Source organism: Agrococcus sp. KRD186, assembly GCF_017168255.1.
In the GTDB taxonomy this organism is placed as follows: Bacteria; Actinomycetota; Actinomycetes; order Actinomycetales; family Microbacteriaceae; genus Agrococcus.
In genome coordinates, this window is sequence record NZ_JABFAP010000001.1 from 1,459,159 (window position 1) to 1,478,992 (window position 19,834).

General features: G+C 70.0%; 24 protein-coding genes and 1 pseudogene. 15 read left to right on the forward strand and 10 right to left on the reverse strand.

Annotated features, from left to right (window positions below):
- The first annotated feature begins 40 nt into the window (after positions 1 to 40).
- Complete coding sequence (locus tag J1M46_RS06995) at positions 41 to 1,597, forward strand: IS1182 family transposase (protein ID WP_206447160.1); 1,557 nt, start codon at positions 41 to 43, stop codon at positions 1,595 to 1,597.
- Between the two features lie 201 nt (positions 1,598 to 1,798).
- Complete coding sequence (locus tag J1M46_RS07000; RefSeq protein ID WP_206447161.1) at positions 1,799 to 2,362, forward strand: SMI1/KNR4 family protein; 564 nt, start codon at positions 1,799 to 1,801, stop codon at positions 2,360 to 2,362.
- 11 nt (positions 2,363 to 2,373) lie between these two features.
- Here the strand turns inward: J1M46_RS07000 and J1M46_RS07005 are convergent, their stop codons facing one another.
- Entirely contained in the window at positions 2,374 to 2,643 is a 270-nt protein-coding gene (locus tag J1M46_RS07005; protein WP_206447162.1) for a hypothetical protein, read from the reverse strand.
- 59 nt (positions 2,644 to 2,702) lie between these two features.
- Between J1M46_RS07005 and J1M46_RS07010 the strand changes: the two genes are divergently transcribed.
- From J1M46_RS07010 to J1M46_RS07020, 3 genes are all read left to right on the forward strand, one after another.
- Positions 2,703 to 3,311, forward strand: coding sequence for a hypothetical protein (locus tag J1M46_RS07010; RefSeq protein ID WP_206447163.1), 609 nt, complete (start codon positions 2,703 to 2,705; stop codon positions 3,309 to 3,311).
- Positions 3,308 to 3,697, forward strand: coding sequence for a hypothetical protein (locus tag J1M46_RS07015; RefSeq protein WP_206447164.1), 390 nt, complete (start codon positions 3,308 to 3,310; stop codon positions 3,695 to 3,697). The genes J1M46_RS07010 and J1M46_RS07015 overlap by 4 nt, the downstream gene beginning before the upstream one ends.
- 591 nt (positions 3,698 to 4,288) lie before the next feature.
- Positions 4,289 to 4,636 carry a TraR/DksA family transcriptional regulator gene (locus J1M46_RS07020; protein WP_206447165.1) on the forward strand — a complete coding sequence of 116 codons (348 nt, stop codon included), beginning with the start codon at positions 4,289 to 4,291 and terminating at the stop codon, positions 4,634 to 4,636.
- Positions 4,637 to 4,655: 19 nt separating this feature from the next.
- On the opposite strand, the pseudogene J1M46_RS07025 reads toward J1M46_RS07020, so the two are convergent.
- Positions 4,656 to 5,386, reverse strand: a pseudogene (locus J1M46_RS07025) (AraC family transcriptional regulator).
- A gap of 140 nt (positions 5,387 to 5,526) precedes the next feature.
- On the opposite strand from J1M46_RS07025, the gene arfB reads away from it, so the two are divergent.
- Complete coding sequence (gene arfB, locus J1M46_RS07030; RefSeq protein WP_206447166.1) at positions 5,527 to 5,967, forward strand: alternative ribosome rescue aminoacyl-tRNA hydrolase ArfB; 441 nt, start codon at positions 5,527 to 5,529, stop codon at positions 5,965 to 5,967.
- Positions 5,968 to 5,993: 26 nt separating this feature from the next.
- On the opposite strand, the gene J1M46_RS07035 is transcribed toward arfB, so the two are convergent.
- A complete protein-coding gene (locus tag J1M46_RS07035) occupies positions 5,994 to 6,374 on the reverse strand; it encodes a DUF1801 domain-containing protein (protein ID WP_342384307.1) in 381 nt (126 codons plus the stop codon).
- A gap of 341 nt (positions 6,375 to 6,715) precedes the next feature.
- On the opposite strand from J1M46_RS07035, the gene J1M46_RS07040 reads away from it, so the two are divergent.
- Positions 6,716 to 7,912 (forward strand): N(5)-(carboxyethyl)ornithine synthase, encoded by a 1,197-nt coding sequence (locus J1M46_RS07040; protein WP_206447168.1) that lies wholly within the window; start codon positions 6,716 to 6,718, stop codon positions 7,910 to 7,912.
- Here J1M46_RS07040 and J1M46_RS07045 read toward each other — a convergent pair.
- The 7 genes from J1M46_RS07045 to ychF all read right to left on the reverse strand — a co-directional run bounded on the left by J1M46_RS07045 (position 7,909) and on the right by ychF (position 14,881).
- A complete protein-coding gene (locus tag J1M46_RS07045) occupies positions 7,909 to 10,497 on the reverse strand; it encodes an excinuclease ABC subunit UvrA (RefSeq protein ID WP_206447169.1) in 2,589 nt (862 codons plus the stop codon). The genes J1M46_RS07040 and J1M46_RS07045 overlap by 4 nt on opposite strands.
- A 42-nt stretch (positions 10,498 to 10,539) precedes the next feature.
- A complete protein-coding gene (locus J1M46_RS07050; protein ID WP_206447170.1) occupies positions 10,540 to 10,824 on the reverse strand; it encodes a hypothetical protein in 285 nt (94 codons plus the stop codon).
- 33 nt (positions 10,825 to 10,857) lie between these two features.
- Positions 10,858 to 12,204 carry an IS256 family transposase gene (locus J1M46_RS07055; protein WP_206447171.1) on the reverse strand — a complete coding sequence of 449 codons (1,347 nt, stop codon included), beginning with the start codon at positions 12,202 to 12,204 and terminating at the stop codon, positions 10,858 to 10,860.
- Between the two features lie 178 nt (positions 12,205 to 12,382).
- On the reverse strand, positions 12,383 to 13,207 hold the full coding sequence (locus J1M46_RS07060; RefSeq protein ID WP_206447172.1) for an alpha/beta fold hydrolase: 825 nt from the start codon (positions 13,205 to 13,207) through the stop codon (positions 12,383 to 12,385).
- A complete protein-coding gene (locus tag J1M46_RS07065; protein WP_095796343.1) occupies positions 13,204 to 13,506 on the reverse strand; it encodes a HigA family addiction module antitoxin in 303 nt (100 codons plus the stop codon). Before J1M46_RS07065 ends, J1M46_RS07060 begins: the two co-directional genes overlap by 4 nt.
- Complete coding sequence (locus tag J1M46_RS07070; protein ID WP_044496366.1) at positions 13,493 to 13,774, reverse strand: type II toxin-antitoxin system RelE/ParE family toxin; 282 nt, start codon at positions 13,772 to 13,774, stop codon at positions 13,493 to 13,495. The genes J1M46_RS07065 and J1M46_RS07070 overlap by 14 nt, the downstream gene beginning before the upstream one ends.
- A gap of 33 nt (positions 13,775 to 13,807) precedes the next feature.
- On the reverse strand, positions 13,808 to 14,881 hold the full coding sequence (ychF, locus tag J1M46_RS07075; RefSeq protein WP_206447173.1) for a redox-regulated ATPase YchF: 1,074 nt from the start codon (positions 14,879 to 14,881) through the stop codon (positions 13,808 to 13,810).
- A 128-nt stretch (positions 14,882 to 15,009) separates the two neighbouring features.
- Between ychF and J1M46_RS07080 the strand changes: the two genes are divergently transcribed.
- The 8 genes from J1M46_RS07080 to J1M46_RS07115 all read left to right on the forward strand — a co-directional run bounded on the left by J1M46_RS07080 (position 15,010) and on the right by J1M46_RS07115 (position 19,824).
- A complete protein-coding gene (locus tag J1M46_RS07080; RefSeq protein WP_206447174.1) occupies positions 15,010 to 15,396 on the forward strand; it encodes a hypothetical protein in 387 nt (128 codons plus the stop codon).
- A 112-nt stretch (positions 15,397 to 15,508) separates the two neighbouring features.
- Positions 15,509 to 15,859: a hypothetical protein gene (locus J1M46_RS07085; RefSeq protein WP_206447175.1), complete on the forward strand. Its 351-nt coding sequence runs from the start codon at positions 15,509 to 15,511 to the stop codon at positions 15,857 to 15,859.
- A gap of 7 nt (positions 15,860 to 15,866) precedes the next feature.
- Positions 15,867 to 16,145, forward strand: coding sequence for an acylphosphatase (locus J1M46_RS07090; protein WP_206447176.1), 279 nt, complete (start codon positions 15,867 to 15,869; stop codon positions 16,143 to 16,145).
- Positions 16,146 to 16,187: 42 nt separating this feature from the next.
- Entirely contained in the window at positions 16,188 to 16,775 is a 588-nt protein-coding gene (locus J1M46_RS07095) for a DUF2382 domain-containing protein (RefSeq protein ID WP_206447177.1), read from the forward strand.
- A 189-nt stretch (positions 16,776 to 16,964) separates the two neighbouring features.
- Entirely contained in the window at positions 16,965 to 18,029 is a 1,065-nt protein-coding gene (locus J1M46_RS07100) for a Glu/Leu/Phe/Val dehydrogenase dimerization domain-containing protein (protein ID WP_206447178.1), read from the forward strand.
- Between the two features lie 131 nt (positions 18,030 to 18,160).
- On the forward strand, positions 18,161 to 18,382 hold the full coding sequence (locus J1M46_RS07105) for a hypothetical protein (protein ID WP_206447179.1): 222 nt from the start codon (positions 18,161 to 18,163) through the stop codon (positions 18,380 to 18,382).
- Positions 18,383 to 18,529: 147 nt separating this feature from the next.
- The gene (locus J1M46_RS07110; RefSeq protein ID WP_206447180.1) at positions 18,530 to 19,051 is read left to right on the forward strand and encodes a PadR family transcriptional regulator; all 522 of its coding nucleotides are present in this window, start codon (positions 18,530 to 18,532) and stop codon (positions 19,049 to 19,051) included.
- Positions 19,048 to 19,824, forward strand: coding sequence for an alpha/beta fold hydrolase (locus tag J1M46_RS07115; protein WP_206447181.1), 777 nt, complete (start codon positions 19,048 to 19,050; stop codon positions 19,822 to 19,824). The genes J1M46_RS07110 and J1M46_RS07115 overlap by 4 nt, the downstream gene beginning before the upstream one ends.
- The last annotated feature ends 10 nt before the right edge of the window (positions 19,825 to 19,834 follow it).

Here is a 19,834-nt window from a genome sequence, read left to right on the forward strand (position 1 = left end):
GCCTTCGGCCGGTGTGGCGGCGATGCCGGAAAATTGGGTCATGCAGGGTCGCGATGATGGGCAGCGTCAGCTTCTGGATGTGGAGACGTGGGCGGGGCATCTGCTGCCGGCGGGGTCGGTGTTCGAGTTCCTCGCGCAGCATCGGCATGAGCTGTTCCCGGATGAGGCTTTTTCGGACCTGTTCCCGTCGAATCTTGGCCGGCGGTCGATTCCGGCGGAGGTGATCGCGTCGGTGCTGGTGCTGCAGACGCTCCACAACCTCTCGGATCGGGAGACGGCCGATGCGGTCACGTTCGATCTGCGCTGGAAGGCGGCGTGCGGGTTCGGGATGACCGAGAGCAGCTTCCACCCCTCGGCGTTGACCTACTGGCGGCGCCGGCTGGCCGGCAGCGAGCGGCCGCACCGGATCTTCGACGCGGTCGCGGAGGTGATCGCGCAGTCGGGCGCGCTGGCGGGCCGGCGGCGTCGCGCGGTCGATTCGACGATCCTGGACGACGCGGTCGCGCGGCAGGACACGGTCACGCAACTGATCGCGCAGATCCGCCGCGTCGCGCGAGAGATCCCCGCCACCGCCGAACTGATCGCTGGCCTGCCCGGTCACGACTACTCGCAGCCGGGGAAGCCAGAGATCGCATGGGACGACGCGACGGCCAGGGACGCGCTGGTCTCGGCGCTGGTGTCCGACGCGCTCACCGTCCTCGAGCACACGCAGCCGCTGGAACTGACTGATCGGCAGCGGGAGGCGCTGGCGCTGCTGGCGCTGGTCGCCGGCCAGGACGTGGAGCCGGCGGAGGGCTCGGACGGCACCGACGGCCGCTGGCGCATCGCCCGGAAGGTCGCCCCGGACCGGGTGATCTCCACCGTCGACCCCGAGACCCGCCACGCCCACAAGTCGCGCGAGAAGCGCCAAGACGGCTACAAGGCGCACGTCGTCATCGAACCCGACACAGGCCTGGTCACCGCGGCCGCGCTCACCGGCGCGTCCGGGCCCGCCAACAGCGACGCGGCGCGCGGCGCCGAGCTGCTCGAGGCGGATGCGAGCATCGGCGACGAGCCGGTGGAGGTGCTGGCCGATTCCGCTTACGGCTCGGGCGCGCTGCTCGAGCGCGTGCAGCGGGCCGGACACGTCGCCGTGATCAAGCCCATGCCGTTGCGGCGGGCCGTGCCCGACGGGTTCACCATCGACGACTTCACCGTCGACCACGCCGCCGGCACCGCCACCTGCCCAGCCGGCACCACCCGACCGATCTCGCCCAAGGGCAAGGTCACCTTCGGCGCCGCCTGCGCGGGCTGCCCGCTCCGGCAGCGATGCACGACCGCCGCGCGCGGCCGGAAGATGACGCTCACCGAACACGACCGCATCAAGCGCGAGCACCGAGCCAGAGCGAAAGAGCCCGCCTTCCAGGCCGTCTATCGGCAGCACCGGCCGATGGTCGAACGCTCGATCGCGTGGATGACCCGCGGCGCACGCCGCGTCCCCTACCGGGGCGTGGCCAGCAACCACGCCTGGTGGGTCACACGCGCGGCCGCGATCAACCTCCAGCGGCTCCTGAAACTCGGACTCAACCAGCGGGACAGGGCCTGGGCCCTCGCATAGAGGCCTCCGGGGCCGTCCCGGCCCCGGACACAGCCCTGGAGCACCCCAACAGCGCCCGTCCTCGGCCAGAGCGGCCACACGAATCGCATTTCGAAGCAGGATCCCTCACCGCCTCGGCTGCCGCCACGACTCACCTCTCTGCTGCGGCGGCACACCGCCACGCACCAGACGGGTTGTTCAGCAGTCTCCTAGGCTCGAGCCGTGGAGATCGACACTGCATGGGACATCATCGAGCGCGTGCTGCATGACCGACTGCCTCACGTCGCGGGCACCCTCCGCGGGCCCGTCAGTGACGATGACCTCGAGCGTCTCGCTGGCACCGTGGGGCAGCAGCTGCCTGCGGACTTCGTGGCGAGCCTGCGCCGCCACGACGGCCAGGACAATCCGACCGCCCTGCTCGACCTCTTCGACCACTTCACGCTACTCAGCGCCCAGGCGATGATCGCGACCTCCGACATGCGCGTCAGCGCACTCGGCGACGACGTCGACGACATCATCGACTGGATGGCGCCGGAGCGGGTCAGGCCGATCATGAACTGCCGGGGATGGCTGCAGTTCACCGCGGCGGAGGCCTACGGCCACGCCCTCGACCTCGATCCGCTGCCAGCAGGTCAGCGCGGCCAAGTCATCTCCTTGCCGGTGGACGGACCCACCCCTGCCCCGGACTTCCCCTCCTACGGGGCGTGGCTGTCATCGCTGGCAGAGAAGCTCGACGCGGGGGCGTTCACGATCGACGACACTCTCGGCCTCTGGCTCGACGTGTGAGGCCCGTGCCGTCACTTCACGAGGTACGTGAAGTAGTTCGCGAGCTCGTCCAGTGCATCAGCCAAAAGCCCCTGGTGGCGTTCGCCCATGACGCCGCTCACTTCGTCGCCGATCTCTATGAGCGTCTTCGAGCCCGACTCGATCTGGATCCGCATTGCCTCATCCAGGATCGCTCTCACCGCAGCTTGCGCGGCCTCAGACGGATGCTTGGACTGGAAGTCGGCTTCGTTCGGGCCCGGATAGTGCTTGAGCTTCAGCAAGATCGCTTCGCTGATGTCCATCGCACCATTCTTGCGGGCGCCGCTCCCGCGAGGCAGTGCTGAGCGCCTAGGGTCGACCCGTGGACACGACGCTCGTCATGCTGGTGATCTGCGCCGCGGTCGTCTTCGGCGCGGTCGTCGGCCTCAAGCGCTCCGGCGGCGCGAAGAAATGGGCGAGCGACGTCGCCGCGGGCCTGCGGCAGTGGCGACGTGCTGGCGTGCTCGGCACGATCGGGGGCGTCGCAGGACTGGTCTCTGCCGCGGGGGCGATCGTCATCTGGGCCATCTACACGCTCGACGACGTCGGTGGCTGGGCGGCAGGCAGACTATGGGGCGACCCTGTCTGGCCCGCGCACCAGGCGTACCCGGCATCCGCGCTGATCTTCGCCCTGGCGACGATCTGCGCGCTGTGCATGGCGAGCTTCGCGCTCCGCGACGCGCCCACCCGGGAGGGCATCGGGTCGAAATTCACGGTGGGGCTGTCGAGCGCTGGATTTGGGGCTGCGGCGCTCGTCGGCATGCTCGTGAGGAGCAACGAAGCAGCGCTGGAGCCGTCGATCTGGCTGTACGCGCTGCCCGTGATCACCGCGACCCTCGCATCCGTCTGGGCGGTGCTGATGACGCTCGTCGCCGACCATCGAGCGAAGCGCGACGCGCTGCCAGAGCCGCCCGATACGGTTCGGCCATGAGCACCACGCCCTCCGGCCACTCAGATTCGAGTCGCGGCGCGCTGGAGCCGAGCCCGGAGTCGGTGGCTGAGATCGACCGCCTCAACCAGGTCGCCCAGGCTCGCCCTGGCGAGATCGAACCGCAGATCGAGCTCTGGCGAGCCGTGGCGAACCTGGATTTTTGGTTCGGCATCAACAGGGGCACTCCCGAGGTCCTTCGTCCGTACATGCTGGCGGCCGAGCCCGGTCCGATGCTCTGCGTCTTCAGCAGCGCGACCCGCGCGAAGGAGGCCGCGCAGGCCAACGGCCTCATCGCCCCGGCGAGCCGGTCGCGCTGTTCATCGTGCAGTTGCCCGAGGCCCTGGACTGGGCGATGTCGTTCGGCGAGCAAGGCGTCACAGGGGTGACCATCGACTACCCCCGGCTCAGCTCCTGGTGCCCGCTGCCGAACCTCGCGAAGCTGCGGCGGAGCGACGTATAGGTCTCGTGTCCGATGACGCTCTGCAGATCGATGGCGACCCGGAACGACTGATCGGGTGAGAGCTCTCTCGATCGTCAGAGAACCGTGGAGGCGTGTAGGCCGCCAGCATGCGGTCCCCGCCACGGAGCAGGACACGCGGGGTCGTGACTGAGGACCACCTGCCAGGGATCTGGAGCCCCTGGAGCAGGACGATCTCGTCGATGTCCTCGGCCGGCACGACCCGGCGCGGCGCGGCGACGGATCTCAGCTCGATCCGACGGCGATCGACGTGGGTCTCGACGTAGGACGGGAAGACGATGAGCCCCGCGAGCAGGGCGACTGCTCCGACCGTCGCGAATGCGAGTGCAAGCCCAACCAGTCCGCTCCCACACTGGGCAGAGATCCCGAGTACAGCCACGAGCGTGCAGACGAGGGCCACAAGGAGGGACACGAGCATGAACACGCGCCCCGCAAAGAAACCGGTGCTCGAGTCGCAGTCGATCGTTGGACTCCAGGTTCATCGGGCTAGCCTGTCTGGATGCCTCGCACGTCTGCGGCCAGCGCCAAGAAGCTCACCGAGCGCCGCAAAGAGCTCGTCGCCCTGCTCGAAGACGCCGACCGTCAGCTTGCCGAGCTGCGCCACCTGAGAGAGTCGTTGCACGACGACGACGAGCACGACCCTGACGGCGTCTCGCTCTCGTCCGAGTGGTCGCGACTCGAGGGCCTGCGCCAGTCTCGACTCGAGGCGGTCGCAGAGATCGACGCCGCCGCCGCACGCCTCGATCGCGGCGAGTACGGCATCTGCAGCGTCTGCGGCAAGCCCATCGCGGCCGCACGACTCGACGCGCGTCCCGGAGCGACCGAATGCATCGACCACGCCCGCTGACGATGCCCGCTGATCACGCTCACTCGATCGGCATCCACAGCTCGCAGTTCGCGTGGCTCTCGGTGAGCTCGAGGTAGCGCAGGATCGTCGGTCCCGGGCGCAGCCGCCACGGGTTCGACGGGAACCAGTCGGTCGCCGTCGCCGCCCAGACGCGCTGCAGCTCGTCCGGGAACGCACCCTTCGCGGCGAAGACCGCCCACTGACCCGCCTCGACGCGGATGAGGTCCAGGTCGTCGGGCACCGACGCATCCGTCGTCAGTGCGACGCCGTGCAGGTAGGTGAGCGTCGAGCCCTACGGGGCATCCGGCTCCAGTCCGTGCGTGATGGCCAGGATGCCGGCCGGATCGGTGTCGTTGAGGGCCTTGAGCCGTGCGTGCTCCGCCGGCGGGATCGATGCGGGCGGAACCGGAGCGTGGGTTGTGTGCTGAGCGGACCGCCGTCGCGGCGCACCTCGGCCGGCCCGGCGCCGTGCACCGCGCGGAACGCCCGCCCGAACGCCTCGGTGGAGCCGTACCCGTAGCGCACGGCCACGTCGAGCAGGCTGGGTGCTCCGGCTGCCAGATCGGCGCCGGCGAGCGTCATCCGCCGCCGCCGCGCGTACTCCGACAGCGGCATCCCCGAGAGCGCCGAGAACATCCTGCGCAGGTGGTACTCGGTCGTGCCGTGCTCGCGTGCCAAGCCTGCGACGTCGATCGTTGCGTCGAGGCCGTGCTCGACGAGCTCGACCAATGCGTTGAGCGTGCCGATCATGCGGTCCTTCCTATCGTGACCATCCTGCGCGCCGTGGCCGCGCCGCACCCGATCCCTGCGGCCCGATCCCATCGGGTGAGCTGCGGTCGCAGTGGCCGACGAGCAACTCATGGCGAAGGCAGGTGCGGCACACTCGACTCGTGGACGACCTGCATGTGCCGCCTGGGCCGGGAGCGCCGCGCGGCCTGCGGGTGCCGGCGGCGGAGCTCGTCGAGCAGTTCTCCCGGTCGTCCGGCCCGGGCGGTCAGGGCGTCAACACCACGGACTCGCGGGTGCAGCTCAGCCTCGACCTCGCGACGACCAGCGCGCTCGACGACGGGCAGCGCCGGCGTGCGCTCGCACGCCTCGCATCGAGACTCTCCGGCACGGTGCTGACCGTCAGCGCGTCCGAGCACCGATCGCAGCTCGACAATCGGAACGCCGCGCGGCGCCGCATCATCGTGCTGCTGCGCGACGCCGTGGCGCCCGCCTCCACCCGGCGCGCGACCCGGCCGACGAAGGGCTCGCAGCGGCGGCGGCTGCAGGCGAAGATCAGGCGCTCAGACACGAAGCAGCAGCGCAAGCCGCCGCGCGCGGAGTGACTGCTGTGGCGGCCGTGCCCTGCGTCTCAGCGCAGTGACTCCTCGAGCTCCGCGAGGGACTCGGCGACCAACGCGCGCAGCGCGTCGAGATCCACATCCCGCAATCGCGTGAGGTACAGGCAGACCTTGCTCGATCGGTGCTTGCCGAGCCGGGCGAGCAGATCGGGCCAGCGCTCGGCGAAGTCCTCCACGAGGTAGACGGTGTGCTGCTTCGCGCCGGTCGCGAACGCGAGCAGCGGCGCACGACCGCTGTGCCCGCTCTCGTAGCGGTACTCGTAGTCGCCGAAGCCGATGATCCTGCCGGCCCAGACGACAGGAGGCTCGCCGCTCAGCTCGCCCATCATCGCCAGCAGCGTCTGCGCCTCCTCCCGTCGCGGTCCGGTGACACGATCGAGCACCTCAGGCACGGGCTGGTCCGACGGCGACATCGCCGGTTCGCTCGGGGCCATCGCTCTCCGTTCGTCCGCTGCGTCGAAGCGTCAGTCGAGGCGGAACTCGTCGTAGCGCGCGACCCGCTCCGGCTCTGCGCAGTCGAACGTCACCTGGACCTGCCGCATCGCTGTCGCCGTGGCGCCCACCGTAGCCCCCGGCGCTGCACCCCGACCGGTCGGAGCTCTCGCGCCGGAACTTCAGGCGCGCTCGATCGGGGGTCGGGTTCGCCAGCGAGGGGCGTGGTCGGCTCCGGTCAGCCCTGCGGCGTACCCTGAAGCCAGGAGCTGACCTCGGTTCCGCAATGATGGGAGCCCGGATGTCCGGCGCCACGGAACCTTCGCCCTCTGTCCCGACCGCGGCACCCCGCGATGATCTGCGCACCCTCGGACTGCTCGCCGGCTCCTCGATGGAGAACGAGCAGCGACTGCCCATCCATCCTCATCACCTGGATCGCATCGACCCGGACGTGCGCGCGCGGATGATCGTCGAGCGCGGCTACGGCGTCGACTTCCAACTGGAGCGCGGCTACGTCGAGTCGCGCGTCGGCAGGGTCGCGGATCGCGCAGAGGTGATCGAGTCTGCGGATGTGCTGCTGCTGCCCAAGCCGCAGGACGCGGACGTGGCGGCGATCCCCGTTGGCCGCGTGCTGTGGGGTTGGCCGCACTGCGTGCAGGACGCACGCATGACGCAGACAGCGATCGATCGGCGACTCACCCTGATCGCCTTCGAGGCGATGAACCACTGGACCCACGGGGGCGACTTCAGCCTGCACGTCTTCCACAAGAACAACGAGCTCGCCGGCTACTGCTCGGTGCTGCACGCGCTCCACCTGATCGGCTCGACGGGCGACTACGGGCCGCGTCGCAGCGCGGTCGTCATCGGCTTCGGCGCGACGGCGCGGGGAGCCGTGACCGCGCTCAAGGCGCAGGGGATCCACGACATCCAAGTGCTCACGCAGCGCGGCGCTGCGGCGGTCGGCTCGCCGATACACGCCGCACACATCACCCAGCTCAACACCGACGACCGTCCGACCCATCTCGGCGAGGTCCTGACAGCGAACGGCTCCGTGCTCCTCCCGGCGTTCCTGGCGTCGCATGACATCGTCGTCAACTGCACGCTCCAGGACGTCGCAGCGCCGATGACCTACCTGCGCACCGAGGATCTGGATGCCTTCGCCACGGGAAGCATCATCATCGACGTCTCGTGCGACGAGGGCATGGGCTTCGAGTGGGCGAGGCCCACCACGTTCGACGACCCGATGTTCACGGTCGGCCAGGGCGTGCACTACTACGCCGTCGACCACAGTCCCTCGTACCTGTGGAACTCAGCCACGTGGGAGATCAGCGAGGCGCTCCTGCCGTTCCTGCGCACGGTCATGGAGGGACCAACCGCTTGGGCGAAGAGCTTCACCATCGCGCGTGCGATCGAGATCCACGACGGCGTGATCGAGAACCCGAGCATCCTGGCCTTCCAGGGTCGCGATCCGGTCTATCCGCATGCCCGAACTGCCTAGTCGTTCCGTCTCGTCAGCGCCGCCGCGAGGTACGGAGCCGTCCGGCCGGAGTCGCTCGCCGCGACCTGCTCCGGAGTGCCCTCCGCGACGATCCGGCCGCCGGCATCCCCGGAACCCGGGCCGAGGTCGACGACCCAGTCGGCCTCAGCGACGATCCGCATGTCGTGCTCGACCATGATGACCGTGCTGCCGCCGTCGACGAGGTGGTGCAGATGGGAGACGAGCCGGTCGGCGTCTGCCGCGTGCAGACCGGATGTCGGCTCGTCGAGGAGGTACAGGGTGTCACCACGCTGTCCTCGCTGCAGCTCCGAGGCGAGCTTCACGCGCTGCGCCTCGCCGCCGGAGAGCTCGGTCGCAGGCTGGCCCAGGGCGACGTAGCCGAGCCCCACATCGCACAGGGCGTCGAGGTGGCGGTTCACCTCAACGTCGTCGGTGAAGGACGCCCGGGCTTCGCTCACGCTCATCGCCAGCACGTCGGCCACGGTCCGCCCGTCGAGCTCGATCTCGAGCGTCTCCGGGTTGTAACGGCTGCCGCCGCAGGTCGCGCACGGTGCGTGGACCGTCGGAAGGAAGAGCAGCTCCACCTCCATGGTGCCCTCGCCTTTGCAGGTCGGGCAGCGGCCGGCGGGCAGGTTGAAGGAGAACCGGCTCGCGCTGTAGCGGCGCCGACGCGCCTCCGGAGTCGCTGCGAAGAGCGCCCGCACGCGATCGAACAGACCCGTGTAGGTGGCCACATTCGATCGCGATGTACGGCCGATCGGCTTCTGGCTCACCTGCACGATGCGGCGCAACCGGCCACGCGGCCCTCGCGCCCGACCGCTCGTGGTGGCCTCAGCGCCCTGCGACAGCGGATCCTCGACGTCAGCAGGCTCATCCGCCCCCGACGCGTGCTCGTCGACCTCGCTGGCGAGACTCGCCTGCAGCAGGTCGGGCAGCGCCTGCACGACCAGCGATGACTTGCCCGATCCCGAGACGCCCGTGACGGCCGTGAGCGCGCCGAGCGGGAAGGCGACCGTGAGGTCACGCACGTTGTGCCGGCTGACGCGGGACAGCTCGAGGCGCTCGTCACCGCTGCGGCGGGTGCGCACGGCGCGTTGACTGCCCGGCTCGGGGAAGAGGTAGTCGCGGGTGACGGAGCCGCTGGCGTGGCGCAGCCCTTCGAGGGCGCCGGAGTAGACGACCGTCCCGCCCTCTGATCCTGCACCGGGCCCGATGTCGACGATCCAGTCGGCCTGGCGGATGACGTCGAGCGAGTGCTCGACGAAGTAGACGGTGTTGCCGGTGTCCCGCAGCGTCGCCAGGATCCGCAGCAGCGACTCGGTGTCGGCGGGATGCAGACCCGCCGACGGCTCGTCCAGCACGAAGACGACACCGAACAGCTGTGAGAGCACCTGCGTCGCCAGGCGCATGCGCTGCAGTTCACCCGACGAGAGCGACGAGGTGGTGCGATCGAGGGAGAGCGAGCCGAGCCCGAGCTCGACGATCGGCGACAGGCGCGCGAGCAGGTCGGAGACGAGGCGTCGCGCGGCCAGCAGCTGCTCGGGAGCGATCGCGTCGCGCCCGGTGGCGGCTGGCTCGGCTCGAGGCGTCCAGTCCGGCTCGAGCACGGCGTGAAGCACGGCAGCTACGTCGTCGAGCGGCATCGCGGCGAGCTCTGTGATGCCATATCCCTCGAAGGTGACCGCCAGCGCTTCCGGCTTCAAGCGCCGACCGCCGCAGTTGGGGCATCGGACGCTGACCATGAAGGATGCCGCGCGCTCACGCATGCGCGCGCTCTTCGAGTTGGCGAAGGTGTTCAGCACGAAGCTGCGTACGCCCTGGAAGGTGCTCATGTAGCTCGGCTCGACGCCGGCAGCGACGGCCTTCCGCACCTCCGCGGGCTCCCGATCGGTGAACACCGGCACCTGTGGCGACTCCGCGGTGAACAGTGCCCAGTCGCGCTGCTCCCGAGGCAGGTCGCGCCATGGCACGTCGACGTCGTAGCCGAGCGAGATGAGGCTGTCGCGCAGCTGCTTGCCATGCCATGCCGTGGGCCACGCAGCAAGCGCGCCCTCGCGGATCGTGAGCGAATCATCCGGCACCATCAGGGATTCCGGCACGTCATGCACCTGCCCAAGCCCGTGGCAGGTGGGGCACGCACCCTGCACGGTATTCATCGAGAAGTCCTCGGCCAGCAGCATCGGCGCGCCCGGCGGGTACGTGCCAACCCGCGAGTAGAGCATGCGGAGGACATTGGCGATGGTGGTGGCGCTGCCGACCGTCGACCGGGCAGAGCCGCCCGAGCGTTGCTGCGGCAGGGCGACCGCCGGTGGCAGCCCATCGATGGTGTCGACGTCGGGGGCGCCGACCTGGCTGATCAGCCGGCGGGCGTAGGGAGCGACCGACTCGAAGTAGCGGCGCTGCGACTCGGCGTAGATCGTGCCGAAGGCGAGCGAGCTCTTGCCGGAGCCGGAGATGCCGGTGAACGCCACCAGTGCATCGCGCGGGATGTCGAGATCGACGCTCTTGAGGTTGTGCTCGCGGGCGCCGCGCACGCGGATGCCCCCGAGGTCGGGAGCGTGCGGCGGGCGTGAGGGTGCATCCATCCGACCAGTCTTCCGCGAAGTGGCTGAGAGCGGCGATCGCGCTCAGCCGAGTGAGCGCCGGATGCCCTCGAGCCGCTCTACCGCCTGGTGGAGGCGCGCCTGGTCGGTGCCGCGGACCACGATGCTGGTGCCGTAGACGGGGCGGTCATGGAACCGATACGAGTCGGAGGTGAGATCGCACAGCTCGGCCGCGAGATCGCGTAGCGATGCGGCGATGAGACCCTCGCCCACCTCGAAGCGCAGCTCGTCGGAGAGGATGAGCTGACCCGACTGCAGAACCGGCAGCGAGCGAGCGTCGTCGCGCACATCGATCTCGGAGCCTGTCAAGTCTTTTGTGTAAGCGGTCTGGTCCATGGATGGTCAGAGGTATCGATTGATGCGCTCGGGGTAGACGAGTGAGAGCTGTTCAAGGGCCTGCTTCCAGTTCGTGGTGACCTGGCCCTCGACGAGCCGGCCGGAGGCTTTGCGCTGGTCTGATCGCAGGCCTCGCTCCTTCGCTCGGTCGCGTGCTCGCTTGTCCTCGATGTTGCAGATCGCCAGCCAGAGCAGCTTCACGACCGCCTGGTCGTTCGGGAAGTGGCCGCGGTTCTTGGTCACCTTCCGCAGCTGGTAGTTGAGCGACTCGATGGAGTTGGTCGTGTAGATCACGCGCCGCAGCTCGGGCGGGAAGGCGAGGAAGGGCGTGAACCGGTCCCACGCGTCGTGGAACGATTTCACCGCCGACGGGTAGCGGCGGCCGAGTTCGGACGCCTCGAACGCCTCCAGCGCCTCGAGCGCGGCGTCCTCGTTCGCGGCCTGATAGATGGGCTTGAGCGCGGCGACGGCCTTGCGGTCCTTGTAGTTCACGAACCGCATCGCGGCGCGGATCAGGTGCACCACGCACGTCTGCACGGTCGCTTTCGGCCAGGTCGCCTCGACCGCCTCGGGGAAGCCGGTGAGGCCGTCGCAGCAGACGATCAGCACGTCCCGCACGCCCCGGTTGGCGAGCTCGGCGCAGACGGCCGCCCAGAACTTCGCGCCCTCGGTCGCCTGCACCCAGATGCCCAGCACGTGCTTGGCGCCGTCCACGTCGACGCCCACGGCGATATGCGCCGCCTTGTTGCGCACGTGCCCGCCGTCGCGGACCTCCACGATGATCGCGTCCAGGAAGATCACCGGATAGAGCGCCTCCAGCGGCCTGGTCTGCCAGGCGAGGATCTCCTCGGCGACCTGCTCGGTGATCTTCGAGATCGTCTCGTGCGAGAGGTCCGTGCCGAGCGTGGAGGCGAGGTGGTGCTGGATGTCGCGGATCGTCATGCCGCCGGCGTAGAGCGAGATGATCATGCCATCGAGCCCGTCCAGCCGCCGCTGCCCCTTCGGGACCAGCATCGGCGTGAACGTGCCGTTCCGGTCGCGCGGGATCGCGAGCTCGAGATCGCCGATCTCGGTCGCGACCGTCTTCGACGACGTGCCGTTGCGGGAGTTCTGGTGCAGCGACGCCTCTGCATCGCCGCGCTCGTAGCCGACGTGCTCGGTCAGCTCCGCCTCCAGGCCCCGCTCCAGCGCGGCCTTCAGCATGGTGCCGATCAGGCCGCCCTCGCCGGTGAGCGGCTCGCCCGCGTCGATCTTCGCGAAGATGTCATCCATCGCTCCCGACGCCTTCAAATGGTCAGCGAGCTCCTGCTGCTGCCGGCGACGCTCCTCGCGCTCCGGGCTCTGCTTCGTCATAGTCACAGTCTGTTCTCCTTCGAACGGTGACCCCATCGCTTACACAGACCATCTGACACCCTCCGATCTCGATGTCGAACGCTCGTTGCAGCGGGCGAACGAAGACTCCGACTTCGCCGCGACCACGGGCGCCTACACGTTGAAGCGGAACTCCACCACGTCGCCGCAGCTACCAACCTCAGCGGACACTGGTCCGCGAGTCGCTGGCCTGATCGCGGGATAACCAGCGGCGAAGCACGTCGATCCACTCGTCGAAGGCGTCGAGGTGCGCATCATGGCTGCCGCCGGAGAGATCGACTCTGACCGTCTCGGGCCTGCGCCGGATCAGCTCGTCCTTGTCGGCATCGCTGAACATCCCGTGCTTGGCGAAAATCGCGAGCGTCGGAACCTGCAGAGCTTCCCACTCGTCCCAGCGCGGTTCATGCACAGCCTCGATCGTGCGTTGCATGACCGCGGAGTCGAAACGCGGGACGAGCCCATCATCCGTCGACTGGAGATCCGCTACCCAGGCATCAACGATCGCGTCATCACCGAGGAACTCGCGGGCAGCGGCCTCTCCCCGGAACGGAACCGGCCAGGACGCGAAGTACGCGCCGAGACCAGCAGCCTCGCGCGGATCGTCGCTCCCCGACACATGACCTTCGAGCATCACGAGCCCCTCGACCAGGTCTGGATGCGCTGCTGCTGCGAGAAAAGCAGTGTGGGCTCCCATCGACTGCCCGACGAGCGTCGCTCGACGCCCTGGGGCGAGCTCCTCGATCGCCGCCACGACGTCGCCGACGAACGCGTCGCGGGATAGATCATCGGGAAGCCGCGTGCTCGCACCGTGCCCTCGCTGGTCCACGATCAGGACCCGATGATCCTGCAACGCTCGCGCCGTGCGCAGCAACTCCCGCGAACTCCCGGCAAGCCCGTGCAGCAGCACGACGACAGGGCCGTCGCCGCCGAGGTCGGTGACGGCGATACAGACGCCTCCGGGGCGCTGCACGACGCAGCTGGTCACGCGACCTGCAGCGGCGCGATCGCCGCGATCTGCTCACCTGCTGCGTCCTCGGCGCGGTCAAGCTCGTAATGGCTCTGCAGGTTGATCCAGAACTCGGCCGAGGTGCCGAAGTACTTCGCGAGCCGCAGCGCCGTGTCTGCGGTGATCCCTCGCTTGCCGTGCACGATCTCGTTGATCCGTCGCGGCGGAACGCCGATGGATACGGCGAGCTTGTTCTGCGTGATGCCGAAGCCCTCGATGAAGTCCTCCATGAGCACCTCGCCCGGGTGGATCGGCTCGATCTTGTCAGTGGTAGTCAACGATCTGCACCTCCTCTGGTCCGGCGGCGGTCCACACGAAGCAGATCCGCCACTGGTCGTTGATCCTGATGCTGTGCTGCCCGGCACGGTCGCCCTTGAGAGCTTCGAGGCGGTTGCCGGGTGGGACACGGAGGTCCTCGATGGACTCCGCGGACCCCACCTGACGAAGCTTGCGCAATGCGACTCGATGGATCCTCGGATCAATCGACCTCACGCGTTCACGACGCCACAGCCGTTCGGTCTCCTTGTCGCCGAACGATCTGATCACGGAACCAGTATATAACGGCGAGCGTCATTAACGCTATACGTTAAACCGGAACTCCACCACGTCGCCGTCGGCCATCACGTAGTCCTTGCCCTCGATGCGCACGCGGCCGGCGGCCTTCGCATCGGCCATCGAGCCGTGCTCGTCGAGGTCGGCGAAGGAGACGACCTCTGCCTTGATGAAGCCGCGCTCGAAGTCGGTGTGGATGACGCCCGCCGCCTGCGGGGCCGTGTCTCCCTTGCGGATCGTCCAGGCGCGCGCCTCCTTCGGGCCAGCCGTCAGGTAGGTCTGCAGGCCGAGCGTCTCGAAGCCGATGCGGGCGAGCTGGTCGAGGCCCGACTCGTCCTGGCCCAGCGACTGCAGCAGCTCGAGCGCCTCCTCGGGCTCGAGGTCGACGAGCTCCGACTCGACCTTCGCGTCGAGGAAGACGGCCTTCGCGGGCGCGACCAGCGCTGCCAGCTCGGCCTTCTTCGCGTCGTCCGCCAGCACATCCTCATCGACGTTGAACACGAACAGCACGGGCTTCGCGGTGAGCAGGCCCAGCTCGCGGATCGGCGCGGTGTCGAAGCCCGCCTGCGAGAGGGTGCGGCCCGAGTTCAGGATCTCGTTCGCCTCGACGGCGGCGGCGAGCACCGAGGCGTCGATCTTCTTGCCCTTGAGCTCCTTCTCGAGCCGCGGGATCGCCTTCTCGAGCGTCTGCATGTCGGCGAGCATCAGCTCGGTGTTGATGGTCTCCATGTCGGAGGACGGGTCGACCGTGCCCTCGACGTGCACCACGTCGCTGTCGCCGAAGCCGCGCACGACCTGCGCGATCGCGTCGGCCTCGCGGATGTTCGCGAGGAACTTGTTGCCGAGCCCCTCGCCCTCGCTCGCGCCCTTGACGATGCCGGCGATGTCGACGAACGAGACGGCAGCGGGCAGGATGCGCTGCGAGCCGTGGATCTCTGCGAGGCGCGTCAGGCGCACATCCGGCAGCTCGACCACCCCGATGTTCGGCTCGATCGTTGCGAACGGGTAGTTCGCCGCGAGCACGGTGTTCTTGGTGAGAGCGTTGAAGAGGGTCGACTTGCCCACGTTGGGGAGACCGACGATGCCGATGGTGAGTGCCACGACAGACCAGCCTACCGGCGACGGAGCAGGCCGGCAGACGGATGGGTCGGGTCCCGAAACGAGGGCTGGAGGCGCGACGTCGATGGGCCTAGGGTGGGCCGCGAGAACCCCCGACGGTGGGAGGGACGATGAGCTGGCACCAGCACGCGCCGGATCCGGTGGATCGGGAAGGCCGCGGCGAGGAGTACATCGAGCACTACGAGGTGCCGCCGGGCAGCGGCACGCCGAGCTCGTTCTCGGCACGCCACAACGAGTTCCCGCCCGGGCATGGTCACCAGGGCGCCGCGCACGACCCGAAGACCGGCGAGCCCGTGCACGGCGACGGCACAGCCAGCGAGACGGAGCCATCCGACTGGCAGCAGGGAGCGGCGAGCGGGCAGGACCCGGCCGCAGCCGACGTCGCCGAGCACCGCGACGACGACGACCGCTACGACGAGGGGTCGCGAGCGGCGCCCGAGAGGCGCTCGACTCGAGAGCTCGAGGACGACGAGGAGCAGCGGGAGGCCACCCGCTGACCCACGGCACCCACCCGCGGCAGCCGACCGGCGGCATTCAGGTTGCCCGCGTACCGTCACCTCCACAGCGACGGGGGCTGCTGGCCCTCGCGACGCGAAAGGGGCGAACATCATGGCTGCAGAGCACACGACCGACCCGGACTACGACCGTCGCCAGGGCGACCCGGTCTACCACGAGCGGCCGCCGGCTGACAGCGGCACGGCGAGCTCGTTCGCCAACCGGCACAACGAGGGCCCGCCCGGCGAGGGCCACGACGCGGCCGCGCACGACCGGCAGACGGGTGCGCCCGTGCACGGCGACGGCACGCCCATGGAGGACCCGCCGGCGCACTGGCAGCGCGGCGAGTCGTCCGGCACAGATCCGGCTGCGACCGAGACGCAAGCGGATGCGCTGGGTCGCGACCGGCGACCGGCCGGCGAGGGGCAGGCGCGCGAGGCGCACCCCGAGGAGCCCGAGCGCTGAGAATCCGATGCCGACCGACCGCATCCGCCGGCGCTTCGTCGTGCACGGCAGCGTGCAGGGCGTGGGCTTCCGCGTGGCTGCGGCCGCCGAGGCACGACGCCGGGGCGTCACCGGCAGCGCCCGCAACCGCTTCGACGGCACCGTCGAGGCAGAGGTCGAGGGGCACGCGGATGCGGTGGACGAGATGGCCGCATGGCTCGCTCACGGGCCGCCATCGGCGCGAGTCGATCACGTCGAGGCCGACGAGATCGATCCGCGCGGCGACGCGGGATTCCGCATCGCATGACCGACCGCTCGCAGCAGCGGGCATCGATGAAGGAGGACAGCAATGACATTCCAGGGCACCATCGAGGACGGCGCAGAGGTCTTCGGCAGCGACGGACACAAGCTCGGCAGGGTCGGCCAGGTGTTCGTGCTCCAGGGCACGGACGAACCGACCTGGATCGCCGTGCAGACGGGTCTGTTCGGCATGCAGGAGTCGTTCGTACCGGTCGCAGGAGCGAGCATGCGCGGCGACGAGTTCGTCGTCGCCTACGACAAGGCCTTCGTGAAGGATGCGCCGCGCATCTCGGACTCCGACGACCTGACCGCCGAGCAGGAGGCCGAGCTCTACCGCTACTACGGGGTGGAGCCGCCCCGACGCTCGCCGGATGCGACGGACGATCTCGCCCGCGAGACGCATCGCATCGATGACCAGCCGCAGGACGAGCGCGGGGCGCGCGATGCCCACGAGCAGCGGTCGGGCGACCACGAGCGAGCGGCGGCAGCAGCCGGTCCGCGCTCGGGCGAGGGCGGCCCGCGCCTGCGCCGGCGCATCGTGACCGAGATGCAGACCGTGCAGGTGCCGGTGCAGCGCGAGGAGATCGTCGTCGAGGGCGAGGGCATCGCCTCCGACGACGACGCCGAGCGGCGCTGAGCGGCAGCGGTCGAGCTGCGCATTCGCGCGCAGCGGATCCGTCCCCCACTGCGCACCTCGCGCAACTCGCGCTCGCCCGCTTGCGCGCGTCGCGCATCCGCTCCAAGATCGATGTGACCGCGCGACCCGCGGCCCGAAATCGGCTGCACCGCACACGACGCGGCGCATGCACTCAATGAGGAGAGCACCATGAGCGCAGTCCCGGAGTTCACGCACGAGCGCGTCCTGACAGCACAGGGCGCCCGCAGCGGGCTCGTCATCACCGTCGCGCTGCACTCGAGCGCACTCGGGCCAGCGCTCGGCGGCTGCCGCATGTGGACGTACCCGACGTGGGCGGACGGACAGGCGGATGCGCTGCGGCTCTCGGCTGCCATGACGCTCAAGAACGCCGCGGCCGGCCTCGACGCGGGCGGCGGCAAGTCAGTCATCGCGCTGCCCATGGGCGAGCACGTCGACAGCGACCGCAGGCGCGCGGCGCTGCTCGACCTCGGCGACCTGGTCGAACTGATGGACGGCCGCTACCGCACCGCCGAGGATGTCGGCACGACCGAGCACGACATGGTGGTCGTGCGCGAGCGCACCGCGCACGTCGTGGGCCTGCCCGCCGACAAGGGCGGAGCGGGCGAGCCCGCCGGTGCCACGGCGCTGGGCGTCTTCTCGGCCATCGCCCCGACCCTGGAGGCCGCGTTCGGCTCCGAGCAGATCGAGGGCCGCTCGTTCGTCATCTCCGGCCTCGGCCAGGTCGGCGGCCGCCTCGCGCGCATGCTCGCCGGCCAGGGCGCCCGACTGATCATCACCGACATCGACGACCGCAAGCGGCAGCTCGCCAGCGAGCTCGACGCCAAGTGGATCTCCCCCGACCGCGCCCTGACGACCGAGGCCGACGTGCTCGTGCTGGCAGGCCTGGGCGGCATCCTCACCGACGAGGCCATCGACGCCCTGCCGGTGCGCGCCGTCGTCGGCCCGGCGAACAATCCGCTCGCCGACCGTTCCGGCGCTGCCCGCCTGCAGGAGCGCGGCATCGTGTACGCGCCCGACTTCGTCGTCAACGCCGGCGGCGTCATCCACCTCGAGGGCATCGGCCACGGCCTCGAGTGGCCCGCCATCGCCGAGCGCCTGACCGGCATCGGCGACACCGTGCGCAGCGTGCTCGCGGCCGCCCGCGACCACGGCACCACGACGCTCGAAGCCGCCGAGGCGCTCGCCTACGCGCGCATCGACGCGGCACGCGCGCGCCAGAGCGTCGGCGTCTGACGCATCCGCCCCTCGTCGTCGGCGTGCCGCGCCAGTTGCGGCACGCACCGATCGCCCCATGGCGCGGGGGCGAGGGTCGGCGTAGCGTCGGCGGTGGCACGGCGACGACGCCGCGCCGGAGGAGGACGGCGATGAGCAAGGATCACAAGCCCCAGTCGACGCACCGGCACCACAGTGCGGCGCAGGACGCCTCCGTGGTCGACGGCGGCGCGCACGGCGGCGCGCACGTCGAGCAGCCCACGGTCGGCGAGGATGCGAAGGAGAACCCGGCGGAGGGCTGGGACCCGGGTGCCCCCGAGCAGGCAGACCCCGAGCAGGACGACTCGCAGACGGAGCGCTTCTCGGCTCGCTGACGCGCCCGCGCCGGCCTCAGGCGCGTTCGCCTCGGCGTCGTCGGCCAGCCAGGGCGTCAGCTCGCCGAACGGCCTGCCGACGCAGTCGCCGAGGTAGCCGACCGAGACTAGTTGACAAGTCTCCTAGTCCCGTGCTCGACTGAGCGCATGATCCTCTCCCGCATCATCCTCGGCCTGCTGGCCATCGCCCCGATGTCGGGCGCCGACCTCAAGCGGCAGTTCGACACCACCGTCAACCACTTCTGGTCCGCCGACAAGGCCCAGATCTACCGCACCCTCGCCGCGCTCGTCGACGAGCGACTCGCGAGCGTCACCGTCGTACCCGGCACGACCGCGCCCGACAGTCAGGAGCACCGCATCACCGATGCCGGTCGCGTCGCGCTCGTCGCCTGGCTCGACTCCGAGCTCGACCGGCAGCCGGAGCGCGATGCGTTCATCGCCCGCATCTTCCTCGCCGAGAGCCTGAGCGACGATGCCGTCGGTCGCCTGATCGAGCGCCGCCGCGCGGCCGCCCTCGAACAGCTGGCAGCGCTCGAGACGATCGAGGCGTCGGCCGCCCCGGCACGCACCCGCGGCGAGCACCTGCGGCTCGCCACGCTCGACCACGGCCTGCGCCATGTGCGCACCGAGCTGGAGTGGCTCGACACCGTCGAGGAGCAGCTGCCGTGACCCAGCACTTCCCCGAAGCGCACGACGCATCCTCCCCGATCGGCCACCGCCCCATCGTGCTGCTCCACGGCGGCAACGTCGCCAACTGGATGTGGGAGCCGCAGCTGCCCGCCCTCACCGATCGTCTCGTGCTCACACCGCACCTGCCCGGCTTCGGCGCACGCACGGCGGAGCCGTGGCCCGGCCTCGCCGCAGCTGCCGACGACGCGGCCGCACGCATCCGCTCCCTTGCCGGCGACGGCCCGGTCGACGTCGTCGGGCTCTCGCTCGGCGGCGTGGTCGCGCTCCACCTTGCCGCCCGCCACCCTGAGCTCGCCGCCTCGGTGCTCACGAGCGGCGCCGCGGTCGAGCGGGTCGGCGGAGTCGCCAGGGCCACCTCGGGCATCCAGCTCGCCCTGTGGGACAAGCGCTGGTTCTGGAAGGGCCAGGCCGTCGCCTTCGGGCTGCCAGCCGACTCCCACGAGCTCTACGTCGAGCACGGGCTGTCGGTGCGGCGCGAGACCGCGCGGGCGATGCTCGCCGAGGTGTACGCCGGCGGCGTGCCCGAGCACCTTGCCGACTACAGGGGGCGGATGCTGCTGGTCGCGGGTGAGAAGGAGCCGGCGGTCATGCGCCGCTCGCTCGAGACCCTGCAGCGAGTCCAGCCGCGCGCGCACACCCGCATCGCCCCCGGCATGCATCACGTCTGGAGCGTCGAGGACACCGAGCACTGGAACGCGATGCTGCGCGCATGGCTCGCCGGTGAGCTCCACGAGTGGCTCGTGCCCGCCTGAGCGCGGCGAC

Excerpts from the sequence above, each read along its gene's own strand:
- J1M46_RS07105 (WP_206447179.1), top strand. The coding sequence starts at position 18,161 with ATGAGCAAGGATCACAAGCCCCAGTCGACGCACCGGCACCACAGTGCG.
- J1M46_RS07020 (WP_206447165.1), top strand. The coding sequence starts at position 4,289 with ATGCCTCGCACGTCTGCGGCCAGCGCCAAGAAGCTCACCGAGCGCCGC.
- J1M46_RS07015 (WP_206447164.1), top strand. The coding sequence starts at position 3,308 with ATGAGCACCACGCCCTCCGGCCACTCAGATTCGAGTCGCGGCGCGCTG.
- J1M46_RS07045 (WP_206447169.1), bottom strand. The coding sequence starts at position 10,497 with ATGGATGCACCCTCACGCCCGCCGCACGCTCCCGACCTCGGGGGCATC.
- J1M46_RS07055 (WP_206447171.1), bottom strand. The coding sequence starts at position 12,204 with ATGACGAAGCAGAGCCCGGAGCGCGAGGAGCGTCGCCGGCAGCAGCAG.
- J1M46_RS07090 (WP_206447176.1), top strand. The coding sequence starts at position 15,867 with ATGCCGACCGACCGCATCCGCCGGCGCTTCGTCGTGCACGGCAGCGTG.
- J1M46_RS07100 (WP_206447178.1), top strand. The coding sequence starts at position 16,965 with ATGAGCGCAGTCCCGGAGTTCACGCACGAGCGCGTCCTGACAGCACAG.
- J1M46_RS07040 (WP_206447168.1), top strand. The coding sequence starts at position 6,716 with ATGTCCGGCGCCACGGAACCTTCGCCCTCTGTCCCGACCGCGGCACCC.
- J1M46_RS07080 (WP_206447174.1), top strand. The coding sequence starts at position 15,010 with ATGAGCTGGCACCAGCACGCGCCGGATCCGGTGGATCGGGAAGGCCGC.
- J1M46_RS07085 (WP_206447175.1), top strand. The coding sequence starts at position 15,509 with ATGGCTGCAGAGCACACGACCGACCCGGACTACGACCGTCGCCAGGGC.
- J1M46_RS07095 (WP_206447177.1), top strand. The coding sequence starts at position 16,188 with ATGACATTCCAGGGCACCATCGAGGACGGCGCAGAGGTCTTCGGCAGC.
- J1M46_RS07110 (WP_206447180.1), top strand. The coding sequence starts at position 18,530 with ATGATCCTCTCCCGCATCATCCTCGGCCTGCTGGCCATCGCCCCGATG.
- J1M46_RS06995 (WP_206447160.1), top strand. The coding sequence starts at position 41 with ATGCAGGGTCGCGATGATGGGCAGCGTCAGCTTCTGGATGTGGAGACG.
- J1M46_RS07005 (WP_206447162.1), bottom strand. The coding sequence starts at position 2,643 with ATGGACATCAGCGAAGCGATCTTGCTGAAGCTCAAGCACTATCCGGGC.